General features: G+C 69.8%; 15 protein-coding genes. 12 read left to right on the plus strand and 3 right to left on the minus strand.

Going from position 1 to position 18,448, the window contains the following annotated elements:
• The first annotated feature begins 2 nt into the window (after window positions 1-2).
• The 11 genes from bchY (at window position 3) to MKK69_RS07220 (ending at window position 10,650) form a co-directional block, all read left to right on the plus strand.
• Window positions 3-1,547, plus strand: a complete 1,545-nt coding sequence (gene bchY, locus MKK69_RS07170) for a chlorophyllide a reductase subunit Y (RefSeq protein WP_243967067.1) — start codon at window positions 3-5, stop codon at window positions 1,545-1,547.
• Complete coding sequence (gene bchZ, locus MKK69_RS07175) at window positions 1,547-3,013, plus strand: chlorophyllide a reductase subunit Z (RefSeq protein ID WP_243967069.1); 1,467 nt, start codon at window positions 1,547-1,549, stop codon at window positions 3,011-3,013. The genes bchY and bchZ overlap by 1 nt, the downstream gene beginning before the upstream one ends.
• Window positions 3,014-3,048: 35 nt before the next feature.
• Entirely contained in the window at window positions 3,049-3,270 is a 222-nt protein-coding gene (locus tag MKK69_RS07180; RefSeq protein WP_243967071.1) for a hypothetical protein, read from the plus strand.
• 124 nt (window positions 3,271-3,394) lie between these two features.
• Window positions 3,395-3,631 carry a light-harvesting antenna LH1, beta subunit gene (gene pufB, locus MKK69_RS07185; RefSeq protein ID WP_210028951.1) on the plus strand — a complete coding sequence of 79 codons (237 nt, stop codon included), beginning with the start codon at window positions 3,395-3,397 and terminating at the stop codon, window positions 3,629-3,631.
• Between the two features lie 10 nt (window positions 3,632-3,641).
• Window positions 3,642-3,830, plus strand: coding sequence for a light-harvesting antenna LH1, alpha subunit (gene pufA / locus MKK69_RS07190; protein ID WP_243967072.1), 189 nt, complete (start codon window positions 3,642-3,644; stop codon window positions 3,828-3,830).
• Window positions 3,831-3,908: 78 nt separating this feature from the next.
• Window positions 3,909-4,733: a photosynthetic reaction center subunit L gene (pufL, locus tag MKK69_RS07195; protein ID WP_243967073.1), complete on the plus strand. Its 825-nt coding sequence runs from the start codon at window positions 3,909-3,911 to the stop codon at window positions 4,731-4,733.
• Window positions 4,734-4,822: 89 nt separating this feature from the next.
• Window positions 4,823-5,803, plus strand: a complete 981-nt coding sequence (gene pufM, locus MKK69_RS07200; RefSeq protein ID WP_243967074.1) for a photosynthetic reaction center subunit M — start codon at window positions 4,823-4,825, stop codon at window positions 5,801-5,803.
• Window positions 5,804-5,813: 10 nt separating this feature from the next.
• Window positions 5,814-6,917 carry a photosynthetic reaction center cytochrome PufC gene (gene pufC, locus MKK69_RS07205; RefSeq protein ID WP_243967075.1) on the plus strand — a complete coding sequence of 368 codons (1,104 nt, stop codon included), beginning with the start codon at window positions 5,814-5,816 and terminating at the stop codon, window positions 6,915-6,917.
• 226 nt (window positions 6,918-7,143) lie between these two features.
• Window positions 7,144-7,287 carry a DUF3096 domain-containing protein gene (locus tag MKK69_RS07210; protein ID WP_243967076.1) on the plus strand — a complete coding sequence of 48 codons (144 nt, stop codon included), beginning with the start codon at window positions 7,144-7,146 and terminating at the stop codon, window positions 7,285-7,287.
• Between the two features lie 222 nt (window positions 7,288-7,509).
• Entirely contained in the window at window positions 7,510-10,200 is a 2,691-nt protein-coding gene (ppdK, locus tag MKK69_RS07215) for a pyruvate, phosphate dikinase (protein WP_243967077.1), read from the plus strand.
• 147 nt (window positions 10,201-10,347) lie between these two features.
• Window positions 10,348-10,650 (plus strand): hypothetical protein, encoded by a 303-nt coding sequence (locus MKK69_RS07220; RefSeq protein ID WP_243967078.1) that lies wholly within the window; start codon window positions 10,348-10,350, stop codon window positions 10,648-10,650.
• A gap of 92 nt (window positions 10,651-10,742) precedes the next feature.
• Here MKK69_RS07220 and MKK69_RS07225 read toward each other — a convergent pair whose 3' ends face one another.
• The 3 genes from MKK69_RS07225 to MKK69_RS07235 form a co-directional block, all read right to left on the minus strand.
• Window positions 10,743-12,257, minus strand: a complete 1,515-nt coding sequence (locus tag MKK69_RS07225) for a DUF882 domain-containing protein (RefSeq protein WP_243967079.1) — start codon at window positions 12,255-12,257, stop codon at window positions 10,743-10,745.
• 124 nt (window positions 12,258-12,381) lie between these two features.
• Window positions 12,382-14,364, minus strand: coding sequence for a murein L,D-transpeptidase (locus tag MKK69_RS07230; RefSeq protein ID WP_243967080.1), 1,983 nt, complete (start codon window positions 14,362-14,364; stop codon window positions 12,382-12,384).
• Window positions 14,365-14,609: 245 nt separating this feature from the next.
• Window positions 14,610-16,094, minus strand: coding sequence for a sigma-54-dependent transcriptional regulator (locus MKK69_RS07235; protein WP_243967082.1), 1,485 nt, complete (start codon window positions 16,092-16,094; stop codon window positions 14,610-14,612).
• A 247-nt stretch (window positions 16,095-16,341) separates the two neighbouring features.
• Here MKK69_RS07235 and MKK69_RS07240 point away from each other — a divergent pair, with 247 nt between their 5' ends.
• Window positions 16,342-18,213 (plus strand): M3 family oligoendopeptidase, encoded by a 1,872-nt coding sequence (locus MKK69_RS07240; protein ID WP_243967084.1) that lies wholly within the window; start codon window positions 16,342-16,344, stop codon window positions 18,211-18,213.
• Window positions 18,214-18,448: the final 235 nt, after the last annotated feature.

The raw sequence follows: 18,448 nt of genomic DNA on the forward strand, positions 1-18,448 counted from the left end.
GCATGGCCGTCTCCCTCGACATCGCCGATCTGCGGGCCCGCCCCCGCGCCGCCGCCCCGCCGGCCGAGGCGATCAACCTCGACGCCACGAAGGGCGACGGGCTGGGCTGCCATTCCGGCAAGGACGCGATGCGGGAAGCCGCCGAGGCGGCCGGGATGTCGGAGACGCTGGCGCAGCTCCGCGAGGACTACCCGCAGGGGCCGCACGACCAGCCGCAGAGCATGTGCCCGGCCTTCGGCTCGCTCCGGGTCGGCCTCCGGATGCGCCGGACCGCCACGATCCTCTCGGGCTCGGCCTGCTGCGTCTACGGCCTGACCTTCACGTCGCACTTCTACGGAGCCCGCCGCAGCGTCGGCTACGTGCCGTTCAATTCGGAGACGCTGGTCACCGGCAAGCTGTTCGAGGACATCCGCGAGGCGGTCTACGCCACGGCCAAGCCCGCGGATTACGACGCCGTCGTCGTCATCAACCTCTGCGTGCCGACCGCCTCGGGCGTCCCGCTCCGCCTGCTGCCGAAGGAGATCGACGGCGTCCGGGTGATCGGCATCGACGTCCCGGGCTTCGGTGTCCCGACCCATGCCGAGGCCAAGGACGTGCTGGCCGGCGCCATGCTCAAGGTCGCCCGCTCGGAGGCCGAGCAGGGCCCGGTGGCGGCGCCCCGCGGCGGCCGTTCGGAGCGTCCGAGCGTGGCGCTGCTGGGCGAGGTCTTTCCCGCCGACCCGGTGGTGATCGGCGCGCTGCTGGAGCCCCTCGGCCTCGCGGCCGGCCCGGTGGTGCCGACCCGGGAGTGGCGGGAGCTCTACGCGGCCCTCGATTGCGCCGCCGTGGCGGCGATCCACCCGTTCTACACGGCCTCGATCCGCGAGTTCGAGGCCGCTGGCCGGCCGATCGTCGGCTCCGCGCCGGTGGGCGTCGACGGCACCGCCGACTGGCTCGACCGGATCGGCGCGGCCTGCGGGGTCGCCCGCGGCACCGTCGAGGCGGCCAAGAACCGGATCCTGCCCGGCATCCGCGGGGCGCTCGCCGCCATGCCGATCAAGGGCCGGATCACGCTCTCGGGCTACGAGGGCTCGGAGCTGCTGGTGGCGCGCCTCCTCGTCGAGAGCGGCGCCGAGGTGCCCTATGTCGGCACCGCCTGCCCACGCACCCCCTGGTCCGAAGCCGACCGCGACTGGCTGGAAGCCCGCGGCACGCAGGTTCAGTACCGCGCCTCCCTGGAGGACGACCTCTACGCCCTCGACTCGCTCAAGCCCGACCTCGCCATCGGCACGACGCCGGTGGTGCAGCGGGCCAAGGAGCGCGGTACCCCCGCGCTCTACTTCACCAACCTGATCTCGGCCCGCCCGCTGATGGGCGCGGCCGGCGCCGGATCCCTCGCCACGGTGATCAACGCCGCGCTCGGCAACAAGGCGCGGTTCGACGCCATGCGCGACTTCTTCGAGGGCGTCGGCACCGGCTACGCCGCCGGTGTTTGGCAGGACGTCCCGCAGAAGCGCCAGGGCCCGAAGATCGAGGGCGCAGCGAAGCCGATCGGGGAGATGGCGTGATGCTGATCCTCGATCACGACAGGGCGGGCGGCTACTGGGGCGCGGTCTACGTCTTCACGGCGATCAAGGGCCTTCAGGTCGTCATCGACGGACCGGTCGGCTGCGAGAACCTGCCGGTGACCTCGGTGCTGCACTACACCGACGCGCTGCCGCCGCACGAGCTTCCGATCGTCGTCACCGGCTTGGCGGAGGAGGAACTCGGCCGCCACGGCACCGAGGGCGCCATGAAGCGCGCCCACGCCACCCTCGATCCCGGACTGCCCAGCGTGGTCGTCACCGGCTCCATCGCCGAGATGATCGGCGGCGGCGTGACCCCCGAGGGCACCGGCCTGCAGCGGTTCCTGCCGCGCACCATCGACGAGGACCAGTGGCAGGCGGCCGACCGGGCCATGCGCTGGCTCTGGCAGGAATACGGGGCCAAGAAATTCGCCAAGAAGGGCATCCCGGCCCGGCCGGAGAAGAAGCCCGGCGAGAAGCCGCGGGTCAACCTGATCGGCCCGGCCTACGGCACCTTCAACATGCCCTCCGACCTCGCCGAGATCCGGCGGCTGGTCGAGGGGATCGGCGCCGAGGTGAACCTGACCTTTCCGCTGGGCTCGCACCTCGCGGATGTGCCCAAGCTCGTCAACGCCGACGCCAACATCTGCCTCTACCGGGAGTTCGGCCGCCTGCTCTGCGAGGATCTGGAGCGGCCCTACCTGCAGGCGCCGATCGGCATCCTGTCGACCACTAAGTTCCTGCGCTCGCTCGGCGCGATCCTCGGCCTCGATCCGGAGCCGTTCCTCGAGCGGGAGCGCCACACGACCATCAAGCCGGTCTGGGACCTGTGGCGCTCGGTGACGCAGGATTTTTTTGGGACCGCGAGCTTCGGCATCGTCGCCACCGAGACCTACGCCCGGGGCGTCCGGCACTTCCTCGAAGACGAGATGGGCCTGCCCTGCCATTTCGCCTTCGGACGGTCGCCGGGGCTGAAGCCCGACAACGACGCCGTGCGGAAGGCCATCGCCGCCAGGCCGCCGCTGGTCCTGTTCGGCTCATTCAACGAGCGGATGTACCTCGCGGAATGCGGAGCCCGCGCGACCTACGTCCCGGCCTCATTCCCGGGGGCGATAATCCGGCGGCACACCGGAACGCCGTTCATGGGCTTTTCCGGCGCGACCTACCTCGTCCAGGAGGTTTGCAACGCCCTGTTCGACACGCTCTTCCACATCCTGCCGCTCGCCCGCGACATGGACAAGGTCGAGGCGACCCCGGCGCGCCACCATCGCGAGCTGCCCTGGGACGAGGCCGCACGCGCCGCCCTCAACGACCTGGTCGAGGCGCAGCCGGTTCTGGCCCGGATCTCCGCCGCCAAACGCCTGCGGGACGCCGCCGAGCGCGCCGCCCGCAACGCCGAATCCGCCGCCGTCGCGCCCGCCCATGTGGCGCGGGCCCGGGCCGATCTCGCCGGGGGTGTCCCCGCATGAGCCGCCTTTCCGTTTCACCCAGAGGAGACCTGACGATGCGAACGATGGTCCCGACCGCCCGCCAGCACCAGGAAGAGATCCAGTTCCGGCTGATCCTGGCGGCGACCTACCCGTTCTTCCTCGCCGCGGCGACGCTGAACCGGGTCATGCCGACCCGCGCTCCGGCCCGCCCGGGGCTGGTACCGGCGCGCCGCTCGGTCTTCGGCGAGGCCCGCGCCATGGCCGTCCAGGCCATTCCCTTTGCCTTCATGGGCTGAACGCCCTGTCCGAGACGCTTCCGTCCGGTGACGCGGGGGAAGTCAAGCCGTGACCGCCTAGAGCAACACGGCAGCACCCGTCGCGCTTCGTCAGAAGCGCGGCCAACACACGGAGGTCTGAACGATGGCCGGTGGACCCGTTGCAACAGAAAGACCGAGCAGCCTGTCCGGGCTGACGGAACCGGAAGCCAAGGAGTTCCACGCGATCTTCCTGACGAGCTTCCTCATCTTCACGGCGATCGCCGTGGTCGCCCACATCCTCGTCTGGCTGTGGCGCCCGTGGCTTCCCGGACCGCAGGGCTATGCCTCGCTCGAAGGCGTCCGCGATGCGGCCCACGCCCTCGTCACGATGATCGGTTGAGGAGGATCGGATGCACAAGGTTTGGTTGCTGTTCGATCCGCGGCGCACGCTGGTGGCCCTGTTCACCTTCCTCTTCATCCTGGCGCTGCTGATCCACTTCATTCTGCTCTCGACCGACCGGTTCAACTGGCTGGACGGCCCGAAGAACAACAAGGCCGCGAACGCGATCACGCTCGCGCTGCCGCAACTGCCGGCCTGAGTGCCGGTCCGGACCGCGGCGCGCGAGGGCCGCGGTCACCCCCCATCCCTTCTTCGGCCTGACTGGGGAGCAGCCGCCATGGCGATGCTGAGCTTCGAGCGCAAATACAGGATTCGCGGCGGCACGCTGCTCGGCGGCGACCTGTTCGACTTCTGGGTCGGGCCGTTCTTCGTCGGCTTCTTCGGCGTTGTCGGAATCTTCTTCACGGTGCTCGGCACCGCCCTGGTGATCTACGGCGCGGCAATCGGCCCGACCTGGAACGTCTGGCAGATCAACATCGCGCCCCCCGACATCAGCTACGGATTGAAGCTGGCCCCGCTCAGGGAGGGCGGGCTCTGGCAGATCATCACGTTCTGCGCGCTCGGTTCCTTCGTCTCCTGGGCCCTGCGCGAGGTCGAGATCTGCCGCAAGCTCGGCATCGGCTACCACGTGCCGGCGGCCTTCGGGATGGCGATCTTCGCCTACTTCACCCTGGAGGTGATCCGCCCGTTCCTGATGGGCGCCTGGGGCTACGGCTTCCCCTACGGCATCCTCAGCCACCTCGATTGGGTGTCCAACACCGGGTACCAGTACCTCCACTTCCACTACAATCCGGCGCACATGCTGGCCGTGACGTTCTTCTTCACGACCACGCTGGCCCTGGCGATGCACGGCGGCCTGATCCTCGCGGCGACCAACCCGAAGAAGGGGGAGACCGTGAAGACCCCCGAGCATGAGGACACCTTCTTCCGCGACACGATCGGCTACTCGATCGGCACCCTGGGCATCCACCGCCTGGGCCTGTTCCTGGCCCTGTCGGCGGGGTTCTGGAGCGCCGTCTGCATCGTGATCAGCGGGCCGTTCTGGACGCAGGGCTGGCCGCAATGGTGGGGCTGGTGGCTCAACCTGCCGGTCTGGCGCTGAGGGCGGAACGGCGCACCACGCGACCGAAAAGAAACCACACGGGATGAGGCGGGCCGGCGGCTCGCGCGGCTCACCGGGGAGGGCGGGCGATGGCCTATTACCAGAACATCTTCACGCAGGTTCAAGTCCGCCCCCTGAAGCCGGAGCAGGGCATCCCGGTCGAGATCGACGACCGGGTCGGCAAGCCGTTCAACAGCTACCTGTTCGGGCTCTTCGGGAACAGCCAGGTCGGGCCGATCTACATCGGCTACATCGCGGCCCTCTCGATGGTCTGCGGGCTGATCGCCTTCGAGATCATCGGCCTCAACATGTGGGCCTCGGTGAACTGGAGTCCCGTCCAGTTCGTCCGGCAATTGCCCTGGCTCGCCCTGGAGCCGCCCCTGCCGAAATACGGCCTGAAGGTCCTGCCGCCCCTCAACGAGGGCGGCTGGTGGCTGATCGCCGGCTTCTTCCTCACCGCCGCGATCCTGCTCTGGTGGGTCCACCTCTATCGGCGGGCGCGGGCCCTGGGTCTCGGCACGCACGTGCCGTGGGCCTTCGCCTCGGCGATCTGGCTCTACCTCGTCCTCGGCTTCATCCGCCCCGTGCTGATGGGCTCCTGGTCGGAGGCGGTCCCCTTCGGCATCTTCCCGCACCTCGATTGGACGGCGGCCTTCTCGCTCCGCTACGGGAACCTGTTCTACAACCCGTTCCACATGCTCTCGATCACGTTCCTCTACGGATCGACGCTGCTGTTCGCGATGCACGGGGGCACGATCCTGGCCTGCTCGCGCTACGGTGCCGAGCGTGAGATCGACCAGATCGTCGACCGCGGCACGGCGACCGAGCGCGCCGCCCTGTTCTGGCGCTGGACCATGGGCTTCAACGCCACGATGGAGTCGATCCACCGCTGGGCGTGGTGGTTCGCGGTCCTGACCACGCTCACCGGCGGCATCGGCATCCTGCTCACCGGCACCGTGGTCGACAACTGGTACCTCTGGGCGGTCAAGCACGGCGTCGCGCCGTCCTATCCGCAGGTCTACGGACCGATCATCGATCCCGCCCATCTCGCACCCGGCATGAAGCCGTGAGGAGGCCGTCATGAAGACGATACTGGCGGTAGTCGGCGGGGCGCTGGCCCTGTTCCTCACCATCGCGATGTTCGGCGGCGCGGGCTGGACCCACCCGCCCATGGCGGTCAAGCAGACCGGCTTCCGCGGCACCGGGATGGACCTGATCCGCACCCGCGCCGGCAACGCGGCGCTGACCGCCGCCAACGTCGCGCCGGCCCCGGCCGACCCGGCGGAGGCGGGGGGCGACAAGGCCTCGGCGGTCTACGAGAACGTGCAGGTGCTCGGCGACCTCTCGGCCGAGCAGTTCAACCGGCTGATGGTGTCGATCACCGAGTGGGTCGCGCCCCAGCAGGGCTGCACCTACTGCCACAGCACCGAGAACATGGCCTCCGACGAGCTCTACCAGAAGCGCGTCGCCCGGCGGATGCTGCAGATGACGCAGTACATCAATTCGTCCTGGAAGGAGAACCACGTCCATGAGGCGGGCGTGACCTGCTACACCTGCCACCGCGGCAATCCGGTGCCGGCCAACATCTGGTTCGACCACCCGGTCCAGGGTGCCGGACGGTTCATCCCGCGCAACAACAGCCAGAACCTGGCCTCCGCGGAGGTCGGCAACACCTCGCTGCCCTACGACGTCTACCAGGCCTTCTACCAGTACAAGGACACGTCCGAGGACGCGGTCCGCGTCAACGCCACGACGGCGCTGCCGGTGTCGAAGGGCAAGCCGATCCAGGACGCGGAGAAGACCTTCGCGATCATGATCAGCATGTCCCAGTCGCTCGGGGTGAACTGCACCTTCTGCCACAACACCCGGTCGGTGGCGCAGTGGGACACCAGCACTCCCAACCGGGTCCATGCCTGGTACGGCATCCGCATGGTCCGCGACCTCAACCAGGACTACATGACGCCGCTGACCTCGACGTTTCCCCGCAACCGCCTCGGGGCGCTCGGCGACGCGCCGAAGATCAACTGTGCCACCTGCCACAACGGCGCGAACAAGCCGCTCAACGGTGCCAACGTAATCGAGCCCTATCCGGAGCTGGCGCACCCGACGGTCGCGGTGAACCTGCCCACCGGCGAGGCCAAGGATCCGATCCCCGGCACCCAGACGCCGACGCCCAAACCCTGACCCTGACCCTGACCTCGATGAGCCCGACTCATCGGGGTCTGCCCGTGCGACCGTGCAGCGGCGGGGGGCCGACGAACCTCACGGATCCCGTCCCTGGGTGAAGATCCATGAGGCTTGGAATCGTGGGGGCGGTCGGACTTTCCGGCCGCTCCGCTCAAGCTTCAGGGAACCTCCGTGGGGTAGGGGCGTCGATATCGGCGGCCAAGCTCGGCCCCGGGAGGCGTCCGTGACGATCACCATCTCGAACCTCCAGCCGCTCATCGCGATCCTCGCCGGGATCCTGATCCTCGTGATGCCGCGGCTCCTCAATTACATCGTGGCGATCTATCTGATCGTCGTCGGCGTGCTCGGGCTGGGCATCCTCCGGTGAGCGTCGGCGCCGCGCCGCGGTGAACGGGCGCGGGCCGTCCTCCATCGCGCCGGAGCCACCGCGGGATCGGGTCGGGAACGGCGCCGGTCTGACAGACCGCCATCGCCGTCAGCCGCGTGCGCACAACGCCGCCGGGTGTTCATCTTGCGTTGCGGTGCGTGATGGTCCAACCCCGCCCATCGGCTCGGCGCGCGCCGGGCATCAGAGACGGACGGGATCGACATGGCGACCGGCAGCGCGAAGTGGGTCTATGCCTTCGGCGACGGCAAGGCGGAGGGCAAGTCGCAGATGCGCGACCTGCTCGGCGGCAAGGGCGCCAACCTCGCCGAGATGTCCAACCTCGGCCTGCCGGTCCCCCCCGGCTTCACGATCACCACCGAGGTCTGTACCGCCTACTACGACAACGGCAAGTCCTATCCGCCGGAGCTGAAGGCGCAGGTCACGGAGGCGCTCGGCCAGATCGGCACGCTCACGGGCCGCCGGTTCGGCGACGCCACGAACCCGCTGCTGGTCTCGGTCCGCTCGGGCGCCCGGGCCTCAATGCCCGGCATGATGGACACGGTGCTCAACCTCGGCCTGAACGATCAGACCGTCCTGGCGCTCGTTAAGGAGGCCGAGGACGAGCGCTTCGCCTACGATTCCTACCGCCGCTTCATCACGATGTACTCGAACGTCGTGCTCGGCGTGGAGCACCACGCCTTCGAGGAGGCGCTGGAGCACTACAAGGAGGGCAAGGGCTTCGACCTTGACACGGAACTCGGCGCCGAGGACTGGAAGACCCTGATCCAGACCTACAAGAAGATCGTCCGCGACGAGCACGGCTCCGACTTTCCGCAGGGCGCGGAGGACCAGCTCTGGGGCGCGATCAGCGCCGTCTTCGACTCCTGGATGATCCCGCGGGCCAAGAAGTACCGGGAGTTGAACAGCATCCCGGAGAGCTGGGGCACGGCGGTGAACGTGCAGGCCATGGTGTTCGGCAACATGGGGGACACCTCGGCGACCGGCGTCGCCTTCACCCGCAACCCCTCCACCGGCGAGAAGGCGCTCTACGGCGAGTTCCTGATCAACGCCCAGGGTGAGGACGTGGTGGCGGGCATCCGGACCCCGCAGAACATCACCGAGAAGGCCCGCATCGAGGCCGACAGCGACAAGCCTTCCATGGAGAAGGCCATGCCCGACAGCTTCGCGGAGCTGACCCGGATCTACGGGATCCTGGAGAGCCATTACCGCGACATGCAGGACATGGAGTTCACCATCGAGAAGGGGAAGCTCTGGATGCTCCAGACCCGGAACGGCAAGCGCACGGCCAAGGCCGCCCTGCGCATCGCCGTGGACCTGGCGGGGGAGGGGCTGATCACCCGGGAGGAGGCGATCGGCCGGGTCGAGCCGGGCGCCCTCGACCAGCTCCTGCATCCGACCATCGACCCCAAGGCCGAGCGCAAGGTCGTCGCGTCGGGCCTGCCGGCCTCGCCCGGCGCGGCCACCGGCGAGATCGTGTTCAATTCCGAGGACGCGGAGGCGCACCGCAAGGCGGAGCGCAAGTGCATCCTGGTGCGGATCGAGACCTCGCCCGAGGACATCCACGGCATGCACGCCGCCGAGGGCATCCTGACCACCCGCGGCGGCATGACCAGCCACGCGGCCGTGGTCGCCCGCGGCATGGGCAAGCCCTGCGTGTCCGGCGTCGGCTCGATCCGGATCGACTACAAGGCGCAGACCCTCACGGTCGGCGGCGTCACGCTCAAGGCCGGCGACCGGATCACCATCGACGGATCGACGGGCCAGGTGATCCAGGGCGCGGTGAAGATGCTGGAGCCCGAGCTCTCCGGCGACTTCGCCACGCTGATGGAATGGGCCGACGATTTCCGGGGGATGAAGGTCCGGGCGAACGCCGATACGCCCACCGACGCCCGCACCGCGCGCAACTTCGGCGCCGAGGGCATCGGCCTGTGCCGCACCGAGCACATGTTCTTCGAGGGTGACCGCATCATCGCGGTCCGCGAGATGATCCTGGCGGACGACGCCGAGGGCCGCCGGGCGGCTCTGGCCAAGATCCTGCCCTATCAGCGCCAGGACTTCCTGGAGCTGTTCACGATCATGTCCGGCCTGCCGGTGACGATCCGGCTGCTCGACCCGCCGCTCCACGAGTTCCTGCCGCATACCGACGCCGAGGTCGCCGAGGTCGTGAAGGCCACCGGCGTGTCCGAGGAGAAGATCCGGCACCGGATGCGGGAATTGTCCGAGCACAACCCGATGCTCGGCTTCCGCGGCTGCCGCCTGGCGATCGCCTTCCCGGAGATCGCCGAGATGCAGGCCCGGGCGATCTTCGAGGCGGCCGTGCAGGCCGCCGCCGATACCGGCGCGCCGGTCACCCCCGAGGTGATGGTGCCGCTGGTCTTCACCCGCGCCGAGTTCGACATCGTCAAAGGGCACATCGACGCCATGGCCAAGGCCGTGGCTTCGGAGAAGGGCGCCACCCTCGATTATCAGGTCGGCACCATGATCGAGCTGCCCCGGGCGGCGCTGATGGCCGGCCAGATCGCCGAGACCGCCGAATTCTTCTCGTTCGGCACCAACGACCTGACCCAGACGGCGTTGGGCATCTCCCGCGACGACGCCGCGACCTTCCTGGGGCCCTACACCCAGAAAGGCATCCTTCCGGCCGACCCGTTCATCACCATCGACCAGGAGGGTGTCGGCGAGCTGGTGCGCATCGGCGTCGAGCGCGGCCGCAAGACGCGTCCGAACATCAAGCTCGGCATCTGCGGCGAGCACGGTGGCGACCCGGCCTCGGTCGGCTTCTGCCAGGAGGTCGGGCTCGATTACGTGTCCTGCTCGCCCTACCGGGTGCCGATCGCCCGCCTCGCGGCGGCCCAGGCGGCGCTCGGGAAGGTGTCCGGCAAGGAAGGCTGAGCGGCTGCGACAGGACGGGGAGGGGGCCGGCCGGTGCCCTCCCGCGGGTTCGTCAACCAAACGGACCAATACCAGTTGAAAAATCCGTCCAACGTCGCGAACCCGGCCGGGTACGGCACGTTGCACTGTTGAGCTGACGGATCGTGCGTGCGTCTGATCGATCCGCGGCGGGTCCAGCATAACCCGTCAGAATCACCGGCCATGATGCAGCTAGATTCCACACCGCTGTGCCTTAGCGAGACCGGAGCGGTGACGCCGCGGGCGGCGCGGCGCGCCTACCTGGCCCTGATGGCCGCCGCGGGCGGGTTGATCACCGCGCTCCTGCTGGCGACATCGGTTGCCGCGAACAGCGGTGGGGAGGCGGAGCGTATCGCCGCCATGCCGGATGACGGCTACGTTGCGACGCTCGTCGCCGCCCTGGCGGTCGATCTCGCGAAGCCCCTGCGCTGAGGCGCGGAGCGGGACCAGCCAGAGCTCAACGCAAACGTCCCGGGCAGCCAGAGCCTGACGGATCGGCAGCGCCGTCCCGCCGAGCCGCCGGCTCAGCGTCCGCCGGACGGTGCCCGCGCCGCCGAGCCGGTGAACCGCGCCGCGGTGAGATCGTCCCCGGGACTGCGGGTGCTGAACCGCGTCGCCAGGCGCTCGGGGGCCGCGGCCACGACGGCGTCGGGGGCGGCGTCACGGACACGGGTGGCGGCGATCCGGACCGGTGCGCCGCGGCTCGCGGGCGCCGTCACGGGCCCGGACGAGGCTGCCTCGAACAGCGCGCGCAGCTGCGCCTTGGCATCGGCATTCGGGGCAACCAGGGTGCGGGGGTGGACCGGCTCGGGCAGGGTTGCCCGCGCCAGGGCGCGGAGTTCGCCCGGCGCCGCAAAGTTGGCCATGCCGCCATCCAGGGCGGCGAACTGTACGGGGCGTGGCGGCGGCAGCGGCATGGTGAGGGCCGCCGCCACGGCGGCGAGGTCGGAGGGCCGGCGCGGCGGCAGCGGCGCCACCACGGCCACGGCGTCGTCGATCGCCGGAGCCGGGCGGTCCGCGGTCAGCAGGGACTTCGCGTCCGCGTCCCGCCCGCCCGACGCCTTCGCCAACTCGCGCTGGACCAGCGAGCCTCGCAGGGCGTCGTCGGCGGCGGGGGCCGCGTAGGCGAGGGCGGCGCGCGTCCCCACCGGATCCTGCGGATCGGCGCTCGCCACGGCGATGACGGGGGCGCGGCGGGTCTTCGCTGCCACGGCCACCGGCGGCGGTGCGGGCGGGGGTGCGGGTTCGGATCGGCCGCCCCCGAACAGGCTCGCCAGGAAGCCGAACAGGCTGGGCCCGTCCTCCTCTTCGCCATCGGCCATCTGGGTGGTGATGCCGGCCACGGTGCCGCCCCGGGCGAGGATCTCGGCCTTGGCCTCCTCGTAGCGGGGGAACGGCCGGTTGTCGCTCGGCAGCAGCACGGTCTTGCCGTCCGGGAACAGGCGGGCGAGCTGGTCGTGGGTCATGCGCGGCCACATCCGCACCGAGCCGACATCGAGATGGATGAAGGGCGTGCCGGCATGCGGATACCAGCCGACGCCGCCGCGCTGCATTCGCAGCCCGACCTCGCGGATCCGATCGATCGGCACGTCCGGCAGGAAGAAGTCCATCGCCTTGCCGAGCATGTGCTGGCTGTACTCCGCCACCATCTTGGAGCGCCGGCGCAGCATCGCGTTGGTGCCGGGGGAGCGATAGGCCGAGACGATGTGGATCGGCTGGCCCGCGCCGACCTGCCGATAGGCCTCCCAGACCGTATCGAACAGGCGCGGATCCATCTTGGTGGGCTCGTTGATGCGCCAGTCGCGCAGGAGCCAGTTCAGCTGATCGAGGGCCGCGCGGTCGTAGCGCCCGTCACGCTTGAACGTGATGGTCGCGCTCTCCTGGGTATGCGTGTGGTAGATCGTGAGCGTGCGGGTGTCGCCGTTGGCGACCGCGTTCTCGGTCTCCGCGGTCCCGGCGGCGAGGCCGAACGCGATGCCGGACAGGGCGAGGGTGACCCGTCGAAGGGCGTGGAGAAGGCTCGGCACGATGGTCCTCATCCACTCCCGTCCGGCCGGCGCGGATCGCGCACGGCTATCGGCGGCAACGGTTAAGGTTGGACCGTGGCGAAATCGTGCCCGGATGTGTGGTCCCGCACGTGAAAGTTGCGGGTGGCGGCGAAGCCTACCACCAGCTCCGGGGCGCGGCCTGCTGCGGCGCCGGGGTCCATAGGCCGGGCTCGCCATATTCCGGCGCGCCACCGGCGCGCGCGGCCCGGCGCAGATGGCGCGTCGGCTCGACCTCCTCGTAGCGATCGTCCGGCCAATCGTCGGCGACGCGGCGATGAGTCGGGTGGCGCTGGGCGGTGCGGGCCTGGGGCGGCGTCGGCACGCTGTCGGCTTTCTTTCGGGACGGCTCGTCCGGCAGCCGGGCGAGGGCCGGACCGCCGCCGCCCGGCAGGCCCAGGGCCGCGCGCATCGGCGCGTCGTAGCCATAGAGGTCGGGCAGGGTGCGGTAGCTGCCGCCGTCGTCCACGTAGGCGGTGAAATAGGCGAGGTGGACCGGCAGCTTCTCCGGCAGCCGGATCGTGCGCTCCCCCTTGCCGATCAGCTTCTTGAGGCGCTCCGCGGACCAGTTCGGCAGGACGGTGTCGGCGAGACGGAACGGATCGTCGACGCGCACGCAGCCGTGGCTGAAGTCGCGCTTCGCGGCCGAGAACAGCGAGCGGTTCGGCGTGTCGTGCAGATAGACCGCGTGCTGATTCGGGAACATGAACTTGATGAAGCCGAGGGCGTTGCGCTCCCCCGGCGGCTGGCGCAGCGCGATGTGGCCGCCGTGCCGCACGACCTCGTAGCCGCCCCAGGTCTTGCCGCCGTATCCGGCGAGCTTCGGCGCCATGGTCTTCAGGATGGAGGGCGGCACGTACCACGACGGGTTGACGACGGCGTATTCCATCAGCCCGGAGAAGAGCGGCGTGCGCGAGTCCGGCTTGCCGACGATCACCCGCGCCTCGTCCCGCAGAACCCCGCCGCGATAGGCCCGAAGGCGATATTCCGGGACGTTGACGAGGATGTAGTCCGGACCCAGGTCGCCGGGCAGCCAGCGCCACCGCTCCATGTTGACGATCAGCTCGGCCTCGCCGCCGGTCGGTCGGTTGGCGCGTCCGGGATCGGCCAGCGCCAGGACGGTCTGGACGTTCAGGACGCCGCTGGCGGGCAGCCCGTGGCTGCGCTGGAAGCGGCTGACTGCATCGGCCACCGTGGCGTCGTAAGTGTCCGGCTCACCGGGTCCCTGATCGAGCGTCCCGGCCGGGCGGTTCTCCAGATCGAAATGCGCCCGCAGCAGCGGGACGCGGGCATCGCGCATGCCGATCCGCAGGGCGGGTCCGGCCGGCAGCCGCAACGGCTTCGCCGCCGCCGGGGCCGGCCCACGCAGCGACGCGAGCCGGCTTTTCAGGGCGCGATAGCCGGGCGTCGCCGGGTTGTAGGCCTGCAGGGTCTCTCCGGCCTTGGCACCGGCGTCGGCGAGCTTGGCCAGGACGTCGTTGCCGGCCGGAAGGTCCAGGGTCGGGGTGATCAGACGCGAGATCGAGGCGAGGTTGACCCGGCCGCCCCGCGCATCCCGGGCATAGAGAACCGCCGCCGCCGAGAGGCGAAGGTCGGCGTCGGCCACCGCCTTCGCGTCCGGCTTCTCGGGGAGGTTCGGGATCGTGTAGGCGCGGGCGTCGAGTCCGTCCTCCCCGGCCGCCGCCAGCCGCGCCGAGACCGTCTTCGCGGCCTCGCTCCAACTGCCGTCGGCGATCCAGAGGGGCTTGTCGACGCGGGCCTCGTAGAACGAACGGATCGCCTCGCGGTCCCGGGTGGTCAGGCGCAGCAGGAGCGGGGCCGGATCGGCGAGCCGGGCGAACACCGCGGCGCCGAGGGGATCGGTCGGGGCGACGGGTGCGGCAGCCGCCGGGGCCGGGGCCGGTTCGGCGGCCGGTGCCTCGGGCTTGTAATCCGGCAGCGCGGCCGGGGCGGGGCCCGGTTCCGGCGATGGCGACTGCGCCGGGGTATCGACCGGTGCCTTGTCGAGCGCGGCCATCTCGGCGGAGAAGGCGCCGGCCGAGGCCAGCGTTCCGGTCATCAGGGCGGCCAGCACCATCAGGCTGGAGCGCGGGACGCGCATCGTGATCTCCCGGGAAAGCGACAGCAGGGCCGCACGCTTGGATTGTGATTATCCGCCCAAGCGTGGCGTTGGGCAACCGCAGTCTTGAGTAGTCGAAGCCGCGCTATACCGGTGCGGACTTGCTATCAATGCTGTAGAATTTCTGGATCTCACGAAGATCGAGTGTTTTCGTGTAAGAGCTTGGCATGAAGACTGGATGGGCAGCTCCGTCGCCCGCCCGGTGCGCTAGCACACCTGAACGCCGGTCAGGCCGCGTCCTCGGCCTTGTCGTCGCCCTCGAGGCCGAGGTCCTTCAGCTTGCGGTACAGGGTGGATCGGCCGATCCCGAGGCGGCGCGACACCTCCGACATGCGCTGCCGATAGAATTGCAGGGCGTAGCGGATGATCTCGGCCTCCAGCACATCCATGGGCTTCATCTCGCCGGTCTCCTCGGCAACGAGCGACATGGCGTGGGGGTCGCGCACCTCGACGCGGACGATCTCGCGCACCGGCTCGGGGGCGTAGGACGGCGTCGACGGCTGGCTGGGCGCCGGCGGGATCCGGACATCGAAGCCCTCGACCTGCGCGGCGATCTGCGGGAATTCGGCGACCGTGAGCTCGTCGCCGTCGGCGAGCACCACGGCGCGGAACAGGGCGTTCTCCAGCTGGCGGACGTTGCCGGGCCAGGGATAGCGGGTCAGCAGCGCCATCGCCTCCGGGGTGATCGCCCGGACGCGCTTGCCCTCCTCAGCGGAGAATCGGGCGCAGAACGAGCGGACCAGATCGGGGATGTCCTCCCGGCGCGCGCGCAGCGGCGGCAGCGTCATGGGGAACACGTTGAGACGGTAATACAGGTCCTCGCGGAAGCGGCCCTGCTTCACGAGGTCGAGGAGCGAGCGGTTGGTCGCCGAGACGAGGCGGATGTCGACCCGCACCGCGCGCTTGCCGCCGACCGGATCGACCTCGCCCTCCTGGAGCGCGCGCAGCAGCTTCACCTGGGCGTCGAGGGGCAATTCCCCGATCTCGTCCAGGAACAGGGTCCCCCCCGAGGCCTCCACGAACTTGCCGGCATGCTTCTCGGTGGCGCCCGTGAACGCCCCCTTCTCGTGGCCGAACAGGGTCGATTCCACGAGGTTTTCCGGGATCGCGCCGCAATTGACCGTGACGAACGCTTTGCCGCGCCGGTCCCCCGAGCCCTGGATCGCCCGGGCCAGAACCTCCTTGCCGACGCCGGATTCGCCCTCGATCAGCACCGGAATGTTCGACTTCGCCGCACGCTCGGCGAGGCGGATGACCCGCTCCATGTCGGGGCTCTTCGAGGTGAGATCCTTGAAGGTCAGCGCCCCGGAGGCGCGACGGCGCATGCGGCGCACCTCCTCCTCCAGCGTGTCGACCCGCAGGGCGTTCTTGATCGAGACCTGCAGCCGCTCCGCGCCCGCGGGCTTGACCACGAAATCGACCGCGCCGGCCCGCATGGCGGTGACCACGGCGTCGATGGAGCCGTTGGAGGTCTGCACGATGACCGGTGTTGCGAGGCCACCCTTGCGCATCTCGGCCAGCACGCCGAGCCCGTCGAGCCCCGGCATCACGAGATCGAGCAGGACCACGTCCGCGCCCTCGGTCTTGAGCAGGGCGAGCGCGTCCGCCCCGGTCTCGGCGACCCGGGCCTCGAAGCCGAACCGGCGCACCGCCGCCTCGGCGAGGCGCCGCTGGACCGGATCGTCGTCCACGATGAGCACGGTGGTGGACATGGCGGCTCCCTGACCGGCGCGAGGCTCGGGCCGGCAGCCCGGGATCGATCCCGGGCGCAGATTCCGATTCGGCACGTGTTCCGTTTCGATCCGCAGGGTGACCGAGAGACGTAAAGTGGCGCTTAACGACGTTTGCCCGGCTCCCCCGGGGGTCGGCGGAGGGCCCCGCCAACCCGCCGCGTTGAACGCGTGGCGGCCCACTCGATATCAGGGTAGGGAGCCACGCCCGTTTGAAGGAACGCACGCTATGATGCCGAGCCACACCGCCGCGCCGGTGAACGTCCGTCTGCCCGAGGGTGTGAGCGCTGCCCGCGCCGCCGCGAAGGCCGCCGACCTCGGCCATCTCCCGGAATGGGACCTGTCCGACCTCTATTCCGGCCTCGACGCGCCGGAGTTCTCCGCCGACATGACCCGCGCCGAGGAGGAGTGCCGCCGCTTCTCGGAGAGCTATGCCGGAAGCATCGCGGAGATGGCCGCCGGGCCGGACGCATCCGGGCGCCTCGCCGAGGCGGTGCGCGCCTACGAGCGGATCGAGGACCTGCTCGGCAAGCTGATGTCCTTCGCCGGGCTGGTCTATTCCGGCGACACCACCGACGAGGCCCGGGCCAAGTTCTACGGCGACACCCGCGAGCGCCTGACCAACGCCTCGGCCGACCTGCTGTTCTTCGCCCTCGAACTGAACCGGGTCGAGGACGCGGTGATGAACGCCGCGATGGCCGAGGGACCGCTCGCCCAATACGCGCCCTGGATCGAGGATCTCCGCCGGGAGAAGCCGCACCAGCTCGACGACCGGACCGAGAAGCTGTTCCTCGAGAAGTCGGTCACGTCGAACGCCGCCTGGGACCGGCTGTTCAACGAGACGATCGCCGCCCTGCGCTTCACGGTCCAGGGCGAGGAGATGCCGCTGGAGCCGACCCTCAACAAGCTTCAGGATCCGGACGGCGCCGTCCGCAAGGAGGCCGCCGAGACGATCAGCACGGTGCTGCGCGGGAACCTGCGGGTGTTCACGCTGATCACCAACACCCTGGCGAAGGACAAGGAGATCTCCGACCGCTGGCGCGGCTTCAAGGACGTGGCCGAGGCGCGCCATCTCGCCAACCGGGTCGAGCCGGAAGTGGTCGAGGCGCTGGTGGACGCCGTGCGGGCGGCCTATCCGCGCCTGTCGCACCGCTATTACAAGTTGAAGGCCAAGTGGTTCGGGCAGGAGACGCTGCCCTACTGGGACCGCAACGCGCCGTTGCCGAAGGTCGAGCAGCGCACGATCCCGTGGACGGAGGCCCGCGACACGGTGCTCTCCGCCTACGACGCCTTCTCGCCGAAGATGGCCGGGATCGCCCGGCGCTTCTTCGACGAGCGCTGGATCGACGCGCCGACCCGCCCCGGCAAGGCGCCCGGCGCCTTCGCGCACCCGACGGTGCCCTCCGTCCACCCCTACGTGCTGGTCAACTACCAGGGTAAGCCCCGGGACGTGATGACCCTCGCCCACGAGCTCGGCCACGGCGTCCATCAGGTGCTGGCCGGGCCCAACGGCGCCCTGATGGCGCCGACCCCGCTGACGCTCGCCGAGACCGCCAGCGTGTTCGGCGAGATGCTGACCTTCCGCAAGCTGCTGGCGGCGACCACCGATCCGACCCAGCGCCGGGCCATGCTCGCCGCCAAGGTCGAGGACATGATCAACACCGTGGTGCGCCAGATCGCGTTCTACTCGTTCGAGCGGAAGGTGCATCTGGCCCGCGCCAAGGGCGAGCTGACCATGGATCAGATCAACGCCCTGTGGCTCTCGGTCCAGGCGGAATCACTCGGACCGGCCATCGCGCTGGATGCGGGTTACGAGCCGTTCTGGGCCTACATCCCGCACTTCATCCACTCGCCGTTCTACGTCTACGCCTACGCGTTCGGCGATTGCCTCGTGAACTCCCTCTACGGGGTCTACGCCCAGGCCGAGGAGGGCTTCGTGGAGCGCTATTTCGCCCTGCTCGCGGCCGGCGGCTCGAAGCCCTACGGCGAATTGCTCGCCCCCTTCGGCCTCGACGCCAAGGATCCGGGCTTCTGGCAGATCGGCCTCGGGATGATCGAAGGGATGATCGTCGAGCTGGAGGGGATGGAGGGCTACGCCTAGCCAACCACCTGCTGCCCAGGCTCCGCGGCGTCATACGCGCCGTATGACACCGCGGAGATCACCCTGACGCTCGAGGTCAGGCGCGTCGGGAACTCGACCGGCCTGATCCTGCCGAAGGATTTCGTCAGCCGCCTGAATCTGGCTCAGGACGATTGGCGCTGCGTCACCGAGGACGCCGACGGCTCCGTCAGGCCGTCGTCCCACGGCCCCGCCTTCGAGAAAGGCATGAAGGTCG

It is taken from the genome of Methylobacterium sp. J-026, assembly GCF_022829585.1.
Classification (GTDB): domain Bacteria; phylum Pseudomonadota; class Alphaproteobacteria; order Rhizobiales; family Beijerinckiaceae; genus Methylobacterium.

Excerpts from the sequence above, each read along its gene's own strand:
- bchY (WP_243967067.1), top strand. The coding sequence starts at position 3 with ATGGCCGTCTCCCTCGACATCGCCGATCTGCGGGCCCGCCCCCGCGCC.
- bchZ (WP_243967069.1), top strand. The coding sequence starts at position 1,547 with ATGCTGATCCTCGATCACGACAGGGCGGGCGGCTACTGGGGCGCGGTC.
- MKK69_RS07180 (WP_243967071.1), top strand. The coding sequence starts at position 3,049 with ATGCGAACGATGGTCCCGACCGCCCGCCAGCACCAGGAAGAGATCCAG.
- pufB (WP_210028951.1), top strand. The coding sequence starts at position 3,395 with ATGGCCGGTGGACCCGTTGCAACAGAAAGACCGAGCAGCCTGTCCGGG.
- pufA (WP_243967072.1), top strand. The coding sequence starts at position 3,642 with ATGCACAAGGTTTGGTTGCTGTTCGATCCGCGGCGCACGCTGGTGGCC.
- pufL (WP_243967073.1), top strand. The coding sequence starts at position 3,909 with ATGGCGATGCTGAGCTTCGAGCGCAAATACAGGATTCGCGGCGGCACG.
- pufM (WP_243967074.1), top strand. The coding sequence starts at position 4,823 with ATGGCCTATTACCAGAACATCTTCACGCAGGTTCAAGTCCGCCCCCTG.
- pufC (WP_243967075.1), top strand. The coding sequence starts at position 5,814 with ATGAAGACGATACTGGCGGTAGTCGGCGGGGCGCTGGCCCTGTTCCTC.
- ppdK (WP_243967077.1), top strand. The coding sequence starts at position 7,510 with ATGGCGACCGGCAGCGCGAAGTGGGTCTATGCCTTCGGCGACGGCAAG.
- MKK69_RS07225 (WP_243967079.1), bottom strand. The coding sequence starts at position 12,257 with ATGAGGACCATCGTGCCGAGCCTTCTCCACGCCCTTCGACGGGTCACC.
- MKK69_RS07230 (WP_243967080.1), bottom strand. The coding sequence starts at position 14,364 with ATGCGCGTCCCGCGCTCCAGCCTGATGGTGCTGGCCGCCCTGATGACC.
- MKK69_RS07235 (WP_243967082.1), bottom strand. The coding sequence starts at position 16,094 with ATGTCCACCACCGTGCTCATCGTGGACGACGATCCGGTCCAGCGGCGC.
- MKK69_RS07240 (WP_243967084.1), top strand. The coding sequence starts at position 16,342 with ATGATGCCGAGCCACACCGCCGCGCCGGTGAACGTCCGTCTGCCCGAG.